This window comes from Sphaerisporangium sp. NBC_01403, from assembly GCF_045040145.1.
GTDB classification, from domain to species: domain Bacteria; phylum Actinomycetota; class Actinomycetes; order Streptosporangiales; family Streptosporangiaceae; genus Sphaerisporangium; species Sphaerisporangium viridialbum.
The window spans coordinates 2331436-2346442 of the sequence record NZ_CP109534.1 but is presented as its reverse complement, the minus strand read 5'-3'; the positions used below and the strand labels follow the sequence as shown (position 1 = coordinate 2346442).

Annotated in this window: 15 protein-coding genes and 2 pseudogenes; 10 read left to right on the top strand and 7 right to left on the bottom strand. The window is 70.5% G+C overall.

Features of this window, described 5'->3' with window-relative positions:
• Positions 1-7: 7 nt before the first annotated feature.
• From OG589_RS10325 to OG589_RS10305, 5 genes and pseudogenes are all read left to right on the top strand, one after another.
• Positions 8-1645, top strand: a complete 1638-nt coding sequence (locus tag OG589_RS10325) for an extracellular solute-binding protein (protein ID WP_405148210.1) — start codon at positions 8-10, stop codon at positions 1643-1645.
• Positions 1646-1657: 12 nt separating this feature from the next.
• Entirely contained in the window at positions 1658-2365 is a 708-nt protein-coding gene (locus OG589_RS10320; protein ID WP_405148209.1) for a DUF624 domain-containing protein, read from the top strand.
• Positions 2366-2424: 59 nt separating this feature from the next.
• Positions 2425-3528: pseudogene (locus tag OG589_RS10315) on the top strand (alpha-glucuronidase); the annotation flags it as partial.
• Between the two features lie 126 nt (positions 3529-3654).
• Positions 3655-4338: pseudogene (locus tag OG589_RS10310) on the top strand (alpha-glucuronidase); the annotation flags it as partial.
• 118 nt (positions 4339-4456) lie between these two features.
• Positions 4457-6499, top strand: coding sequence for a beta-galactosidase (locus tag OG589_RS10305; protein ID WP_405148207.1), 2043 nt, complete (start codon positions 4457-4459; stop codon positions 6497-6499).
• A gap of 128 nt (positions 6500-6627) precedes the next feature.
• Here OG589_RS10305 and OG589_RS10300 read toward each other — a convergent pair whose 3' ends face one another.
• From OG589_RS10300 to OG589_RS10285, 4 genes are all read right to left on the bottom strand, one after another.
• Positions 6628-7017, bottom strand: a complete 390-nt coding sequence (locus OG589_RS10300; RefSeq protein ID WP_405148205.1) for a DUF2809 domain-containing protein — start codon at positions 7015-7017, stop codon at positions 6628-6630.
• 116 nt (positions 7018-7133) lie between these two features.
• Complete coding sequence (locus tag OG589_RS10295) at positions 7134-7919, bottom strand: DUF4184 family protein (RefSeq protein WP_405148203.1); 786 nt, start codon at positions 7917-7919, stop codon at positions 7134-7136.
• Positions 7920-7959: 40 nt separating this feature from the next.
• Positions 7960-8607: a nitroreductase family protein gene (locus OG589_RS10290; protein WP_405148201.1), complete on the bottom strand. Its 648-nt coding sequence runs from the start codon at positions 8605-8607 to the stop codon at positions 7960-7962.
• Between the two features lie 64 nt (positions 8608-8671).
• Positions 8672-9469: an SAM-dependent methyltransferase gene (locus OG589_RS10285; RefSeq protein ID WP_405148200.1), complete on the bottom strand. Its 798-nt coding sequence runs from the start codon at positions 9467-9469 to the stop codon at positions 8672-8674.
• Positions 9470-9722: 253 nt separating this feature from the next.
• On the opposite strand from OG589_RS10285, the gene pip reads away from it, so the two are divergent.
• From pip to OG589_RS10265, 4 genes are all read left to right on the top strand, one after another.
• Positions 9723-10670, top strand: coding sequence for a prolyl aminopeptidase (pip, locus tag OG589_RS10280; RefSeq protein ID WP_405148199.1), 948 nt, complete (start codon positions 9723-9725; stop codon positions 10668-10670).
• A gap of 194 nt (positions 10671-10864) precedes the next feature.
• A complete protein-coding gene (locus OG589_RS10275) occupies positions 10865-11206 on the top strand; it encodes a DUF3147 family protein (protein WP_405148197.1) in 342 nt (113 codons plus the stop codon).
• Positions 11203-11607: a DUF3147 family protein gene (locus OG589_RS10270; RefSeq protein WP_405148196.1), complete on the top strand. Its 405-nt coding sequence runs from the start codon at positions 11203-11205 to the stop codon at positions 11605-11607. The genes OG589_RS10275 and OG589_RS10270 overlap by 4 nt, the downstream gene beginning before the upstream one ends.
• A gap of 63 nt (positions 11608-11670) precedes the next feature.
• Positions 11671-12399 carry a maleylpyruvate isomerase family mycothiol-dependent enzyme gene (locus OG589_RS10265; protein ID WP_405148194.1) on the top strand — a complete coding sequence of 243 codons (729 nt, stop codon included), beginning with the start codon at positions 11671-11673 and terminating at the stop codon, positions 12397-12399.
• A 49-nt stretch (positions 12400-12448) separates the two neighbouring features.
• On the opposite strand, the gene OG589_RS10260 is transcribed toward OG589_RS10265, so the two are convergent.
• Positions 12449-12967 (bottom strand): helix-turn-helix domain-containing protein, encoded by a 519-nt coding sequence (locus tag OG589_RS10260; protein WP_405148193.1) that lies wholly within the window; start codon positions 12965-12967, stop codon positions 12449-12451.
• 92 nt (positions 12968-13059) lie between these two features.
• Here OG589_RS10260 and OG589_RS10255 point away from each other — a divergent pair, with 92 nt between their 5' ends.
• Positions 13060-14262 (top strand): benzoate/H(+) symporter BenE family transporter, encoded by a 1203-nt coding sequence (locus OG589_RS10255; RefSeq protein WP_405148192.1) that lies wholly within the window; start codon positions 13060-13062, stop codon positions 14260-14262.
• Positions 14263-14283: 21 nt separating this feature from the next.
• Here OG589_RS10255 and OG589_RS10250 read toward each other — a convergent pair whose 3' ends face one another.
• Together OG589_RS10250 and OG589_RS10245 are read right to left on the bottom strand one after the other, a co-directional pair.
• Positions 14284-14640 (bottom strand): ArsR/SmtB family transcription factor, encoded by a 357-nt coding sequence (locus OG589_RS10250; RefSeq protein WP_405152004.1) that lies wholly within the window; start codon positions 14638-14640, stop codon positions 14284-14286.
• 108 nt (positions 14641-14748) lie between these two features.
• Positions 14749-14937 (bottom strand): DUF3073 domain-containing protein, encoded by a 189-nt coding sequence (locus tag OG589_RS10245; RefSeq protein ID WP_405148191.1) that lies wholly within the window; start codon positions 14935-14937, stop codon positions 14749-14751.
• Positions 14938-15007 lie beyond the last annotated feature (70 nt).

The window sequence follows — 15007 nt, the reverse complement described above, 5'->3', positions numbered from 1 at the left end:
GTACCAGATGAACCGGCGTCAGGCGATGGTCGCCATGGGCGCGTTCCTCGCACTCGCCGGCTGCGGCAGTGACGATTCCAAGAAGAAGGGCGACGACTTCTCGGCGAACCGGGACGGCGCGATGCCCAACTACGGTGCCGGCGGCCAGTTCAAGGCCGCCGTGCCGCTCTCGTTCAGCGTCCTCTACAACAACCACCCGTTCTATCCGATCAAGAACGACTGGCTGTTCTGGTCGGAGCTCGGCAAGCGGACCAACGTGACGCTCCAACCCAGCGTGGTGCCGCTCAGCGACTACGAGAACAAGCGCAGCCTGGTGATCGGCGCCGGCGACGCCCCGTTCATCATTCCGAAGACGTACCCCGGTCAGGAGACCCCCTTCGTCGCCTCCGGCGCCATCCTCCCGGTCAGCGACTACATCGACCTGATGCCGAACTTCAAGGAGAAGGTCGCCAAGTGGAACCTCCAGGCTGACCTGGACACGCTCCGGCAGTCGGACGGCCGCTTCTACGTGCTCCCCGGGCTCCACGAGGACTACTGGGTGGACTACTCCCTGGCGATCCGTACGGACATCCTCGACGACCTCGGGCTCGAGCTTCCGCAGACCTGGGACGATCTGCACACCGTGCTCAAGGCGATGAAGGAGGCGTTCCCCGACTCCTACCCCCTGTCCGACCGCTGGGGAACCCTCACGCCCGGCGCCAACCTGCTGAACATCATCGGCATCTCCTACGGCGCCCCCGGAGGCTGGGGCTACGGGGATGGGCTGGCGTGGGACGCCGGTGCCCAGAAGTTCGCCTTCACCGGCACCATGGACCAGTACAAGCAGATGCTGCGGTACCTCCGCACGCTGGTGGAGGAGAAGCTGCTCGACCCGGAAAGCTTCACGCAGCCCGACGACCTGGCGATCCAGAAGCTGGTGTCCGGCAAGTCCTTCGTGATCAGCACGAACGCGCAAACGCTGGTCAACGAGTACCGGCCGCCGCTGGAGAAGGCGAATCCGAAGGCCAAGCTCGTCAAGATCCCCCTGCCCGTCGGGCCGCTCGGACCCATCAAGTACGGCGCGGGGAACACCCGCCTGGAGAACGGCATCATGATCTCCAAGAAGGCCCGCGACAGCAAGAACTTCGTCGCCATGATGCAGTTCATCGACTGGCTCTGGTATTCCGACGCGGGCGAGGAGTTCGCCAAGTGGGGCGTCGACGGGGTCACCTACACCAAGGACGCGTCGGGGAAGTACAAGCTGGCGTCGGACGTCGACTTCGTCGGGCTCAACCCCAAGGCGCCGAAGCACTTGCAGAAGGACTTCGGCTTCTCCAACGGCGTGTTCGCCTACGGCGGGCGGACCGGGCTTCTCGAATCGACCTTCTCCGACGAGGAGGTGGCGTTCCAGAAGGTGATGAACGCGAGGAAGCCCCTGCCGGTGCCACCTCCGCACCCGCTCACCGACGAGGAGCGCGAGCAGGTGACGCTGTGGCAGACACCGCTGAAGGACCACGTCACCCAGAACACCCTCAAGTTCATCATCGGCAAGCGCGACTTCGGCGACTGGGACGCCTACGTCAGCGAACTCGAAGGGAAGAACATGTCGTCGTACGTCAACCTGGTCAACAACGCCTACGAGCGCTTCAAGAAGCAACACGGCTGACCGCCCCCCTTGATGGCCGACACCACCGCCGGACCCCGGTTCGGCGAAGGACCCCTCTCACGCGCCTCCGCGCTCGTCTACACCCTGCTCGTGGTCGAGCTCCTGCTCCTGGCCGCCGTCGTGCCCGGCCTGATCGGGCTCGTCCTGCTCGACCGTGACGCCGCCAACGTCCCGCTGGCCGCGGCCTGCCTGCTTCCGGTAGGTCCGGCACTCTCGGCCGCGCTGTACGCGTTGCACAACCGTCGCCTGAGTCTCACCGACCTTCGTCCCACGGCGGCGTTCTTCCGCGGCTACAAGGCCAACTTCCGCCAGGTCGTGAAGCTCTGGATCCCATGGCTGGTGTGGCTGACCATCATCGGGTCGAACCTCGCGAACTTCACCGCCGCCGGCGTCCCGGGATGGTGGGCCGTGCCGTCGGTCCTCATCGCGGTGTTGGCGACCCTCTGGGTCGCCAACGCACTGGTGATCACCTCCCTGTTCGAGTTCCGAGCGAGGGACGTGGCCCGCCTGTCCGCGTACTTCCTCACCCGCTCCCCCCGCGTCGCACTGGGCAACGCCTCCCTTCTGGTCGTGGCGGCCGGCATCACGCTGGCCGCCTCCGAGATGGCGCTGGCGCTGCTGGCCTCGGCGCTCGCGTCGGTGCTCCTGCTGAACAGCCGCCCCATGATCGCCGAGGTCCGGAAGAGGTTCACGGTTGAAGCCGCAGACGCCCGCCCCTGAAGACCACACGTCCCGAGCGGCCACCCCGATGGCCCCCGAACGCCGGCCGAAGGAGCCTTGTGACCATTCTCGAACCGAACGACGTCCACCCGGCGTGGCTGCCGCCGGAGGCGTTCCGGGTGATCGGCTCGGGCCGTACGCTCGTGCGCGGCGACGGTCCCCTCATCGATACCGTGCGGGACGAGGTGGCGCGGGCCTGCGCCCGGTACGGCGGCGGCGTACGGCATTCGGCGCCGGGCAGGACCGGCGACCAGGGGACGCGCGGTGACCGGACCGGTGCCGAAGATGGACCGTTCGACCTCGTGCTCGCGCTCTCCACGGCGGAGCCCCTGCCCGCCGTCGTCGAGACGGTCCAGGCCGAGTTCCGGCGACGGCACGGACAGGCCGATCGCGCGATCGGCGACGAGGGGTTCGTGATCGCCCGCCACGACGGCGTGACAGTGGTGCTCGCCGACGAACCGGCCGGCCTGCTCTACGGCCTGTTCCACGTGGTACGGCTCGGCGCGCCGGCGTTCGGCGCCGCACGCTCGGTGGAGCATCACCGGCCCGCGATACGCCGGCGCATGCTCGACCACTGGGACAACGTCGGCGTGCATCCGGTGATGGGCCAGGTCGAGCGCGGCTACGCGGGCGGCTCGATCTTCTGGCGGGACGGCGCCCGGCGCGGCGACCTGAGCCGGGTGCGGGCCTACGGGCGGCTGCTGGCCGCGTGCGGGGTGAACGCGGTCGCGGTGAACAACGTGAACGTGCATGCTATGGAGACCCACCTGCTGACGGACCGGCTCGGTGACGTCGCCGCGATCGCCGGCGAGCTGCGGCCGTACGGGATCAGGGTTCACCTGTCGGCCAATTTCGCCTCGCCCGTCGTCCTCGGCGGGTTGCCGACCGCCGACCCGCTCGACGAGGACGTGCGGAAATGGTGGGTGGGGATCTCCGAGCGGGTGTATGAGACGATCCCCGACTTCGGCGGCTACGTGGTGAAGGCCGACTCTGAAGGGCAGCCCGGTCCGTTCGCGTACGGGCGCACCCACGCCGAGGGCGCGAACGTGCTCGCCGAGGCGCTGGCGCCGTTCGGCGGGGTCGTCCACTGGCGCGCCTTCGTGTACGACCACCGGCAGGACTGGCGCGACCGGTCGACCGACCGGGCCCGCGCGGCCTACGACCACTTCGCCCCCCCTCGATGGGCTGTTCAGGGACAACGTGATCCTCCAGGTGAAGCACGGTCCGATCGACTTCCAGGTGCGGGAGCCGGTGTCGCCCGTCACCGCGGCCATGCCGGCCACCCGCTCGCGCAGGCCAACCTCTACGCTTTCGGCCGGCTCGCCTGGGCGCCGTGGACGGACCCCGTCGCGATCCTCGACGAGTGGATCGACCTCACCTTCGCGGCGGCGACCGGCGTTCCCGAAGGGCTGCGGCGCACCCTGCACGCGATCATGAACGACTCCTGGCGCACGTACGAGCGGTACACGGCGCCGCTCGGCGTCGGGTTCATGGTGCGTCCCGGGGACCACTACGGTCCCGACGTGGACGGGTACGAGTACACGCCTTGGGGCACCTACCACTTCGCCGACCGCGACGGCGTCGGCGTGGACCGCACCCGCGCCACCGGGACCGGGTTCACCGGCCAGTACCCGCCGCCCTGGTCGGATGTGTACGAGTCGCTCGAGCGGTGCCCCGACGAGCTGCTGTTGTTCTTCCACCATGTCCCGTACGAGCATGTGCTGCACAACGGGTCCACCGTCATTCAGCACATCTACGACACCCACTTCGCGGGAGTCGAGCAGGTGGCCAAGGCCCGGTCGCTCTGGGAGGATCTCGCCGGCACCGGATCGGTGCCCCCGGCCATGCGCGCTCGCGTGAAGGACCTCCTCGACGAGCAACTCCGCTGCGCGCAGGAGTGGCGCGACCAGATCAACGCCTATTTCCTCCGCAAATCGGGGGTGCCCGACGCCCACGGCCGTCGCATCCCGTGACGCCTCGACCTGGTCCGCGTCATCGCCGGCTCGCAGATCGGCACCGGCCCGCATGTCGTCCTGTTCTTCGACCCTTCAGCAGTACCGGCCCAGCGGCATCACCACGGGAGAGCTCGAAATGACGAACCCTCGAATGGACGGCTTCAGGAACCGCGTCGGTGGCCTGGCGTTCGGCGGCGACTACAACCCCGAGCAGTGGGATCCGGACGTCTGGCGCGAGGACGTGCGGCTCATGCGGCAGGCCGGCGTCAATGTCGTCTCGCTCGGCGTCTTCGCGTGGGCCTCGCTCGAACCCGAGCCGGGCAGGTACGAGTTCGGCTGGATGGACGAGGTCATGGACCTCCTCCACGACAACGGCATCGCCGTCGACCTGGCCACCCCCACCGCGGCGCCGCCGGTCTGGCTGACGCACCTGCACCCGGAGGTCTTCCCGATCATGGCGGACGGCGAGCCGTTCGGTTTCGGGAACCGTCTGCACTACGACCCCTCGTCGCCGATCTACCGCCGGTACGCGGCGGACATCACCACCAGGCTCGCCGAGCGTTACTCCTTTCACCCGGCACTGGTGATGTGGCACATCAGCAACGAGTACGGCCCCACCGCGTACAACGAGGCGAGCTCGGTCAACTTCCGGCATTGGCTCAAGCGCAGGTATGGCGACCTCGGCACCCTCAACGAGGCGTGGACGACCCGGTTCTGGAGCCAGGTCTACACGGACTGGGACCAGATCGAGGTGCCGGACATCCCGCGTGCCTGGATGAATCCCAGCCGCATTCTGGACTTCAAGCGCTTCACCTCCGACGCCCTTCTGGAGTGCTACGTCGCTGAACGCGACATCGTTCGCTCCTTCCGCGACGACATCCCGGTCATGACCAACTTCATGCGCTTCTACCGGAACGCCGACTACTGGAAGTGGGCTCCGGAGGAGGACGTGGCGGCCCTGGACATCTACCCCGACCCCGCCCGGCCGGACTCGCACGTGTCGGCTGCCTTCCAGTTCGACCTGTTCCGTTCCCTCAAGGGCGGGCAGCCGTGGATGCTCATGGAACAGGCGGCCAGTGCGGTCAGCCAGTGGAAGCTCAACGTGGTCAAGGAGCCCGGGCGGATGCGGCTCGGCTCGCTCCAGGCGGTGTCACGCGGCGCCGACTCGGTCATGTTCTTCCAGTGGCGGGCCGGCCGCGGCGGGCAGGAACGCTTCCACTCGGCGATGCTGCCGCACTCCGGGCCCGGCTCGCGTACCTTCGGCGAGGTCACCGCCCTCGGCCGTGAAGTCGAACTCCTCGCAGCCGTGGCGGGGACGACCGCGCGTGCCGAGGTCGCCGTCCTGTTCGACTGGAACGGCTGGTGGGGACTGGAGGAGGTGGGCGGGCTGCCCCGTAACGACTTCAGCTACGCCGACACGGTCATGCGCCACTACACGCCACTGTGGGAGCACCACTACGCCGTCGACGTCGTGTCCCCGCGCGGCGACCTCGCGCCCTACAAGGTGCTGATCGTCCCGAACGCCTATCTCATCGACGACCACGGTGTGGAGGCCATCACCGCGTTCGCCCACGCCGGCGGCACCGTCGTGATGTCGTTCTTCTCCGGGGTGGTGGACGAGTGCAACCGCGTCCGCCCGGACGGCTACCCCGGCGCGTTCCGCCACCTCATCGGCGCGAAGATCGACGAATACTGGCCGGCGCGTCCGGGCGAGCGGTTCACCGTCCGGTTCGCCCACGGGCGCACCGCGAGCGCGGACTGGTGGCGCGAGGACGTCCACCTCGAAACCGGGACCGCCTTGGCGACCTACGCCGACGGCCTGCTGGAGGGCCGCGCCGCGGTCATCGCCAACGCCTACGGCTCCGGCCGGGTCGTCTACTTCGCCACCCTGCTAGAAGAAGCCGCCTTCGGCGCCATGCTGCTCGGCCAGGTCGAAGCGGCGGGCGTGGAGAACCGCTTCGGCGACGTCCCCGCCCACGTCGAATGCTCCGTACGCCAGGACGCACAGCACGAGTACCTCTTCCTGCTCAACCACGATGCCGAGCGCGGCGCCGCCGTCCGCCTCCCAGGCGGAGGACGAGACCTGCTCACCGGCACGCCGGCCACCGGAGAGGTGACCCTGCCCCCCCTTGGCGCAGTCGTCATCCAACGAGCACTGCAGGCGTCTCAGGCCGCATGAAACCGGGTCTCGGCAGGACTCACGGCTCGGAGCGTCGAGCAGCGGCGCGCCGGGCGTCTGACGGGGCAGCAAGGTCAAGACCGCGTCACGCCGCCACCACGCCCCATTTCAGTGACCCCGGCGGCCGTTCATTCCTGCTTCGTGCCGGACTTTCCGCCCTTCCCGGACGTGTGGACCGCCCATCCGAGGAGGGCTCCCGCGGCGTACCAGAGGAGGTCCGGCGGGTTGAAGGTGGAGCCGAGGACCAGCCGGGCGATCGAGCTGCGGGCCGACAGCTCGGCCGGGACCCCGGTGAGCTGCGCGAACTCGATCAGCCAGCTCACGCCCAGCGCCACGGCGGCGGCCCATGCCGGGCGCGTCCGCGGCGCCGCGGCGATGACCAGGGTGTACAGGAGAAGGGTGTAGAGCAGGTCGCCCGCGTACTTGGCCGGCACGCCGTCGGACGCCGCCCGCACCGCGAGCCCGGCGGCCACGGTGACCAGAGCGGCGGCCAGGGCGACGAGCCGGGGTTTCAGCATCCGGACACAATAAGCCCCTTATGTCGCCTCCGTCGCGTCCAGGCCCGTGAGGCCCGCCCTCTGGTCGCCCGGGCGACCGCACAGGCGCGCGTCGCGTACGACCAGATCGGGAACCCTCATGAGGGAACGTCATGGCCGCGGGCACGGCGGGACCACCCCAGCGCGTGCCACACGATCGCGTGGCAGGCCAGGATCGCCGCGCAGCCGTCCATGGCACCCAGCAGCACCGAGCGCACCAGGTCGTACAGGCTCGGCGCGCCGCCGCTCCCGAGGACGGCACCCGCGGTGGCGGCGGCCGTGGCGGCCACCAGGACCAGGGCGCGCTCACGGGGCGCGGCGGCGGGCCATCGTCCCGGCCGTACGGGTGCGCGCCGGTACCAGGTGGCGATCCGGCCCGCCAGGACCGCGAGCCCGCCCAGCGAGCTGACGTACATCACCACGTTGAACACCCGGTGCACTCCGGCGACCGGGACGCGCATCGCCTGCCAGTGGACGACGGCGAAGCCGTCCACGTGCGTGAAAGCGTCCCACAGCAGGTGGGTCGCCACCCCGGCGAGCAGCGCGGCGGCCACGGTGACCCCCCGTCCGTACGGCGCGCGGCCGGACGGCGCCGGCCCGGACGGCGCGGACGGCGCGGGGCCGGGCAGCCGCGCGCGCAGTCCCTCGGGGGCGAGCGCCGTGAGGGGCGTTCGCAGCACCAGCTCGAACAGCACGAGCAGCGCGGCTCCGGCGGGCAGGTCCACCAGCACCGCGCCCTGCCAGCCGTGGGTGGAGCCGGCGGAAACGGGCAGCGGTACGTAGTAAGGCAGATCAGGCACCATCGCGCCGACCACCAGCGCCGCGAGGGGCAGCCGCCTCCGCAGCGGCAGGACCGCGGCGGCGTGGCTGAGCGTCAGCGGCACGCCGCGCCGCCGGAGCCCGGCCCGCGCGTCCCGCCGATCATCAGGCTCCGCTGGGGGCGAGGGGCGTGCCGTAGGTCTCGGAGAAGACGATGTCCTCCACCGGCGTGCGGGACAGGCGGGTGGGAAAGCCGTGCGCCGGGTAGCCGACGGCGATGTGCGCGGCGGTGATCATCCCGTCGGGGATGCCCAGCAGCTCCTTGACCTGCGGCTCGTAGCCGCACAGCAGCGTGGTCAGGGCGCTCGCCACGCCCTGGGCGCGCAGGGCCAGGCAGAAGTTCTGCGCGGTCGGGTAGATCGAGGCGCCGCCGACCACGCTGAGCCGCCCGAGGGCGTGGTCGGTGGGGTGCAGGCCGTCCAGCTCGGCGCAGCAGACGACGATGGCGGGCGCCTCGTCCAGGTGCTCGGCGAAGTGGTCCGCGTCGGTGACGACCTTCGGCAGCGTCCCGACCTGGATGTCACCCGTTCCGATGCCCTTCAGGTAGGCCTTCCAGGGTTCCAGGTACCAGTCCCGCAGCCGCCGCTTCCGTTCCGCGTCACGGACCACCACCCAGCGGACCGGCTGCCGGTTGCCGCCCTGAGGCGCGAAGCGCGCGGCGTCGAAGGCGGACAGCAGCACCTCCTCGGGCACCGGGTCGCCGCTGAAGTAGCGGCAGGTACCGGTCGTTCTCATCGCGTCGACGACGTCCATCGCACACCTCGGGGGGAAGGGAGAACGGGAAGGTTCGTACTGAGGGTGAATCCTCCGGGGCCGCCTAGGGCTTGCGGGCGACCCCGCCGTACATCCAGATGCGGTCGAGGTCGAAGATCGGGCCCTCGTTCCGCCAGAGCGGGACCTGGACGAGCCCGGGGTCCACGAACTCGAAGCCGCCGAACACGCGCTCGATCTCCGCCCTGGTCCTCGGCACCGCGGGCGCCTTGGCACGGGTGTAGGTGTCGGCCACCTTCAGCACCTCGTCCTTGCGGAAGTCCTGGGTGGGGTGCGAGATGGCCAGAAAGCTTCCCGGCGCCATCTCCTCGCGCAGGGGCCCGACGATGTCCTCGGGGTCCATGTCCGGGATGAACTGCAGCACCGAGATGAACATCGTGGCCATGGGCCTGCTGAAGTCGATCAGCTTGCGGACGTCGGGGTCGCCCAGGATCGCCTGGGGGTCCCGCGCGTCCGCCGTGATGACCTTCGTCTGGCCCTGCCCGTACCCGGCGAGCAGTGCCCGCGCGTGCACCAGGACGATCGGGTCGTTGTCCACGTAGACCACGCGCGCGTCGGGGGCGAACTCCTGGGCGACCTCGTGCGCGTTGCGCTGCGTGGGCAGCCCGGCACCGATGTCGAGGAACTGCCGGATCCCGGAGGCGACCAGGAATCGCACCGCCCGCTGCATGAACGCCCGGTTCTCCCGCGCGATGTCCCGGATCTCCGGCGCCGACCTCAGCGCCTCCTCGGCGGCCTCGCGGTCGGCGGCGAAGTTGTCCTTGCCGCCCAGGTAGTAGTCGTACATCCGGGCCGGGTGAGCGATGTGCGTGTTGAGCTCGACTGGCCCAGATCGCCGGGACATCACTGGCCTCCATCCGGATGGACCACAACGCGCACCGGCCACGACGGCCGGCGACGGCTTATGGCCGCGCTATCTGCCTCCACGACCGTAAAGATCATATATACGAATCTTCCCGCGATGATGGGTGATGTCACCAAACTTCCGTGGAATCGACCCGGTCACTTCCGTCTTTCCGTCGACAGACACCCAGCCGGGCCGTCCGGTCGGCCGGACTCGCCTGAGATCGACATGAGCGCACGCATATCGTGGAGCGATGTATCCCCCGATCGAGCCCTACGACCACGGGTACCTCGACACCGGCGACGGTCACCTCGTCTACTGGGAGGCCTGCGGGAACCCCTTGGGCAAGCCCGCGCTGGTCGTCCACGGCGGCCCGGGCTCGGGGTGCACGCCGGGCCAGCGGCGCTCCTTCGATCCCGAGCGCTACCGCGTGATCCTGTTCGACCAGCGCAACTGCGGCCGTAGCCTGCCCCACGCGAGTGACCCGGCCACCGACCTGACCACCAACACCACCCACCACCTGGTCGCCGACATGGAACGGCTGCGCGAGCACCTCGGCGTCGACCGGTGGCTGCTCTACGGCGGTTCGTGGGGTTCCACGCTCATGCTCGCCTACGCCGAGGCCCATCCCGAGCGGGTGTCGCGGATGGTCGTCGCCGGGGTCACCACGACCCGCCGCTCCGAGATCGACTGGCTCTACCGCGGCGTGGGCCGCTTCTTCCCCGAGCAGTGGCAGCGCTTCCGCCAGGGCGTCCCCGAGGCCGAGCGCGACGGCGACCTGCTGTCCGCGTATTCGCGCCTGATGTCCGACCCCGATCCCGATGTACGGGCCAGGGCGGCCCACGACTGGACGGCGTGGGAGGACTCGGTGATCTCCCTGGAGGCCAACGGCAAGCCCGACGCCTACAGCGACCGCCCGCCCGCCGCCCTGCTGGCCTTCGTCCGCATCTGCAGCCATTACTTCTCCAACGCCGCCTGGCTGGAGGAGGACGTGCTGCTGCGCGACGCGCACAAGCTGGCCGGCATCCCCGGCGTGCTCATCCACGGCCGCCTCGACCTGGGCTCGCCGCTGGAGAACGCCTGGCGACTCGCCCAGGCCTGGCCCGGCGCCCGGCTCGTCGTGGTGGACGACTCGGGCCACACCGGCAGCGACACCATGCGCGAGGAGATCCTCGCCGCCCTGGACGCCTTCGCCACCTAGGTCGCCGACCCGCACAGCTCACCGCCACGCCACGGCAGGTTAGATCCGGCCCGATCATGCCGATGAAAGGCATAGGAACGGATTCGGGAGACGTGGCCCGTACCGCCGGGAAGGCAGGGCCGGCGGTCGCGTGGCAGCGTGATCACTCAGGAGGCCGCCGCGGCGGCGACTCCGGCCCAAGGGGGCGAGCACATGTGAACGAGGTAGGGATGATCGCCCTGCGCGCGCTGTTCGGTGGCCTGCTCGTCACGGTCTTCGCGCTGATCGGCGAGATGGTGAGCCCGAAGCGGTTCGCCGGCATCTTCGCCGCTGGGCCGGCCGTCGCGCTGGCGGGGATGACCATCACCCTGGTGTTCATCGGCGGCCGGCAGGTCGCGGAGTCCGCGCAGGGCATGATCGTCGGGTCGGTCGCGCTGGTGGCCTTCTGCGCGTCGGCGGCGCCTCTCGTGGAACGCCTCGGCACCGCCGCCGGCTCGGTGGTCGCGCTGGCGATCTGGGCGGCCGTCGCGGCGCTGGGCTGGCCGCTGATCTCATGAGCGCCTCGGAGAAGATCCAGATCGAGCCTTCCAAGCTGCGCCACATCTCGCCGGCGGCCATGGCACTGCGCTTCGCCTTCGGCGCGGCCGTCTCGGTGGTCGCGGGCTTGGTCGGCGACCACTGGGGACCGGTCGCGGGCGGAATCTTCTTCGCCTTTCCCGCCGTCCTGGCCGCCACTCTCACGCTGATCGAGACCGAGGAGCACAGCAGGATCCTGGCCGCCCAGGACGCCCGTGGAGCCGTGCTCGGCGCGATCGGCATGGTCGCCTTCGCCCTGTGCATGTGGGCGCTCGCGGCCCGCATCCCCACGGTCGCCGCGATGGGACTCGCGACCGTGGTGTGGGCGGTCGTCGCCACCGCCCTGTACCGGCTCATCTGGGGCACTCGCCGGAGCCGATGACGGTCATGCGTGCCCCGGACCACGCTCGGTCAAACCGGCCGTGGCCGGGGAACGCCCCTGGGTATGACTTCCGAATCGGACCTGCTCCAGGATCTCGACCCGTTCGACATATTCGACGCCGAGGCGGAGCGGCTCGACCGCTTCTTCTCCTCCCTCGGCGAGGAGGGCTGGAATGGCCCGACCCGGTGCGCGGGGTGGTCGGTCCGCGACGTCCTCGCCCACCTCGCGGGTGAGGAGCTCTACAACCACGCGTGTCTCACCGGGGATATCGAGGGATTTTTCAGGATGCTGGAGCGCGAGGGCATCCCCGTCGACGACGCGTACGGGTGGGTCGACCGATTCAACGACTGGTGCGTACGGCGGCGCCGGGGCCTGCCGGTCGAGCAGGTGCTGCGCGAGTGGCGGGAGAAGAACGGGGAGACGCGCCGGCGGATGCGCGAACTCGGCCGCGACACGCTGATCCGGACCGCCGCCGGGCCCTATCCGGCGGGCCTGCAGACCTTCCACTACGACTCCGAGTACGCCACGCACGCCGATGACGTGGGGGCGCCGGTATCAGCGGAGGAGGCGGGCTTCCGCCTGGAGTGGCGGGTTCGGTTCGGCCTGGTCGCCCTCGCGGAACGGAAGTCGAACGCCCAGGTGGAGCGCGACGGCGACCGCATCCGCGGGCGGGTGGACGGCCTGACGGTGGAGCTGTCCGCGGCGGACTTCGTCGAGGCGACGGTCGGGCGGCTGCCCGAGGGCCACCCGCTCGACCCGCGCGTCCGCAGCGCTCTGCGCTGCCTCGCCTGAGCCGTGCGGGCGGCTCGTGCGACCGGCGTGAGAGCCCTGCCCGCCGGCATCAGGGGTGCGGGTAGCGCATGAGGAGGCTGGCGTGGACGTCCTGGCCGCCGATCGCGGCGTAGCTGTGCTGGACGTCCGACGGCCAGGTGATGTGCTCGCCGGGTCCGGCGAGCAGAGGTGAGTCCACCGGCCCCGCCTGGAGGGTTCCGGAGAAGACGGTGATGTGCTCGGTGACGCCCTGGTGGTGGGCCGGGGAGATCTGCGTGCCCCCCGCCCGGACCACCAGCCGGTAGAGCTCGTAGGTCACGGCCTCGTCCTGGAAGACGTGGAGCAGCACGCCGTGCACGGCGGTGCCTTGGATGAGGGGGTTCGGGCCGAGCGCGACCGCCAGCGGGACGCCGAGCTGGGCCGTGACCGCCCAGAGGGTCTCCAGCGTGGGGTTCCGGGTGCCGTTCTCCAACCCGGACAGCGTGGCCTTGCCGACCCCGGCGCGCCGGGCGAGCTCAGATAGGGATATGCCGCGTTCCTGGCGCAACCTGCGGATTCGCCGTCCTAGGTCGGTCGCGTCGGCGTTCACGGGGGGATGGGGCTTTCGTGCGCGCGGTCCATGAGGCTATGGTGCCAGCATGACGGCGTTCCGTATACGGAACACTCTGAGGGGATCATGGCATGACTCGCCTGTTGCAACCCGTGCTGGCGGGGGTGGTGACGGCCATCGTCGGCTTCGCCAGCTCCTTCGCCGTGGTCCTGGCCGGGCTCCGGGCCGTGGGAGCCGACCAGGCGCAGGCGGCGTCAGGGCTGCTCGCGCTCTGCCTGGCCAACGGCGTGGTCGCCATCCTGCTCAGCGTGCGGCGGCGCCTGCCGATCACCATCGCCTGGTCCACCCCGGGCGCGGCATTGCTGGTGTCCACCGGTGCCGTGGAGGGCGGGTTCCCCGTCGCGGTGGGCGCGTTCGTGGTCTGCGGGCTGCTCATCACCGCCGCGGGCCTGTTCCCCGCGCTGGGCCGCTTGATCGCGGCCATCCCCACCCCGATCGCCAGTGCCATGCTCGCCGGGGTCCTGCTCGACCTGTGCGTGGCTCCGGCGCGGGCGCTCGGCGAGATCCCGTGGATGGCCGGTCCCGTGGTGCTCACCTGGGCGCTGCTCAGCCGCTTCGCCCGCAAGTGGGCGATCCCCGTGGCCCTGCTCGTCGCGATCGCGGCGATCACGCTGGCGGGGCCGGGGCTGGGCACGGTCGACGCGCGGCCGGTCGCCGAGCTGACCGTCCCCGCGTGGAGCGCCTCGGCGATGGTCAGCATCGCCCTCCCTCTCTTCCTGGTCACCATGGCCTCGCAGAACGTCCCGGGCATGGCGGTCCTGGCCGGCTACGGCTACCGTCCGCCGCTGCGCGGGATCCTGGTCGCCACCGGCCTGGCCGGCGTCCTCGGGGCTCCCCTCGGCGGCCACGCGGTGAACCTGGCGGCCATCACCGCCGCCTTGGCCGCCGGACCGGACGCCGAGGCCGACCCGAGCCGCCGGTGGATCGCCTCGGTGGCGGCCGGGGGCTCAATGATCGTCCTGGGCGTCGGCGCGGGCCTGGCCACCGCGCTCGTCGTCCTCTCCCCGCCCTTGCTGATCGAGGCCGTCGCCGGCCTGGCGCTGATCGGCGCGCTCGCCTCGGCGGTCACCACGGCCGTGGCCGAGCCCGAGGGCCGGGAGGCGGCGGTGGTGACCTTCGTGGTGACCGCGTCGGGGTTGACTCTGCTCGGAGTGGGCGCCGCGTTCTGGGGGCTCGCCGCGGGAGGCCTCATGACGCTCCTGCACCGGAGGAGGAACCCCGTGCGGACCGCACCGGTGCAGGAGGAGGAGGAGGCTCAGACGGCCATGCGATGATCAGCCCGGCGGACCGGGCTCTCAGTGCCCGCCGCCCGCGGCGCGGAGGTCCTCCAGTATGTCGGCCTGCCCCGACAGCACCCCGGTGAGGATCTTGCGCGCGACCGCGAGAAGTTCCGCCACATGCGGGCTGGTCAGCGTGTAGAAGACGGTGGCGCCCTCCTTGCGGGTCACCACCAGGTTCGCGCGGCGCAGCACCGCGAGCTGCTGGGACAGGTGCGCCGCCTCGATGCCGACCTCGGGCAGCATCTCGGCCACCGCGTACTCACGCTCGCTCAGCAGCTCCAGCACCCTGATCCGCGCGGGATGCCCAAGCGTCTTGAAGAACTCCGCTTTCAGCTGGTACAGGGGCGCGCTCAACGCGGCGCCCCTCTTCATCGCCTCGTTCACGCCCCCATCCTCTCCGACCACCGCGACCCCTGATCACCGTCGCCGGCGCCATGCCGCGTCGAACACCGGCAGGGGAGGATCCGGCGGCTCCCGGACTCAGCCGGCGTGGCCGTTCTCATCGGCGTCGCCGGAGAGTCCGTCGGCGGGCTCGGCTTCGCGTCCGCGCGCGGCCCTGTCCGCGACTCCCAACTCGTGCCTAAGACGGTCCAGGTCGGTGCCGCCGCCGCTGTACTTCAGCTCACGGGCGACCTTCGTCTGCTTGGCCTTGGCCCTGCCGCGTCCCATTGGCCTCGCCACTCCTGTCGATGTCGCTATCTCTGCAATTGCCAACCTTAGCAACCAAAATCCCCGACGA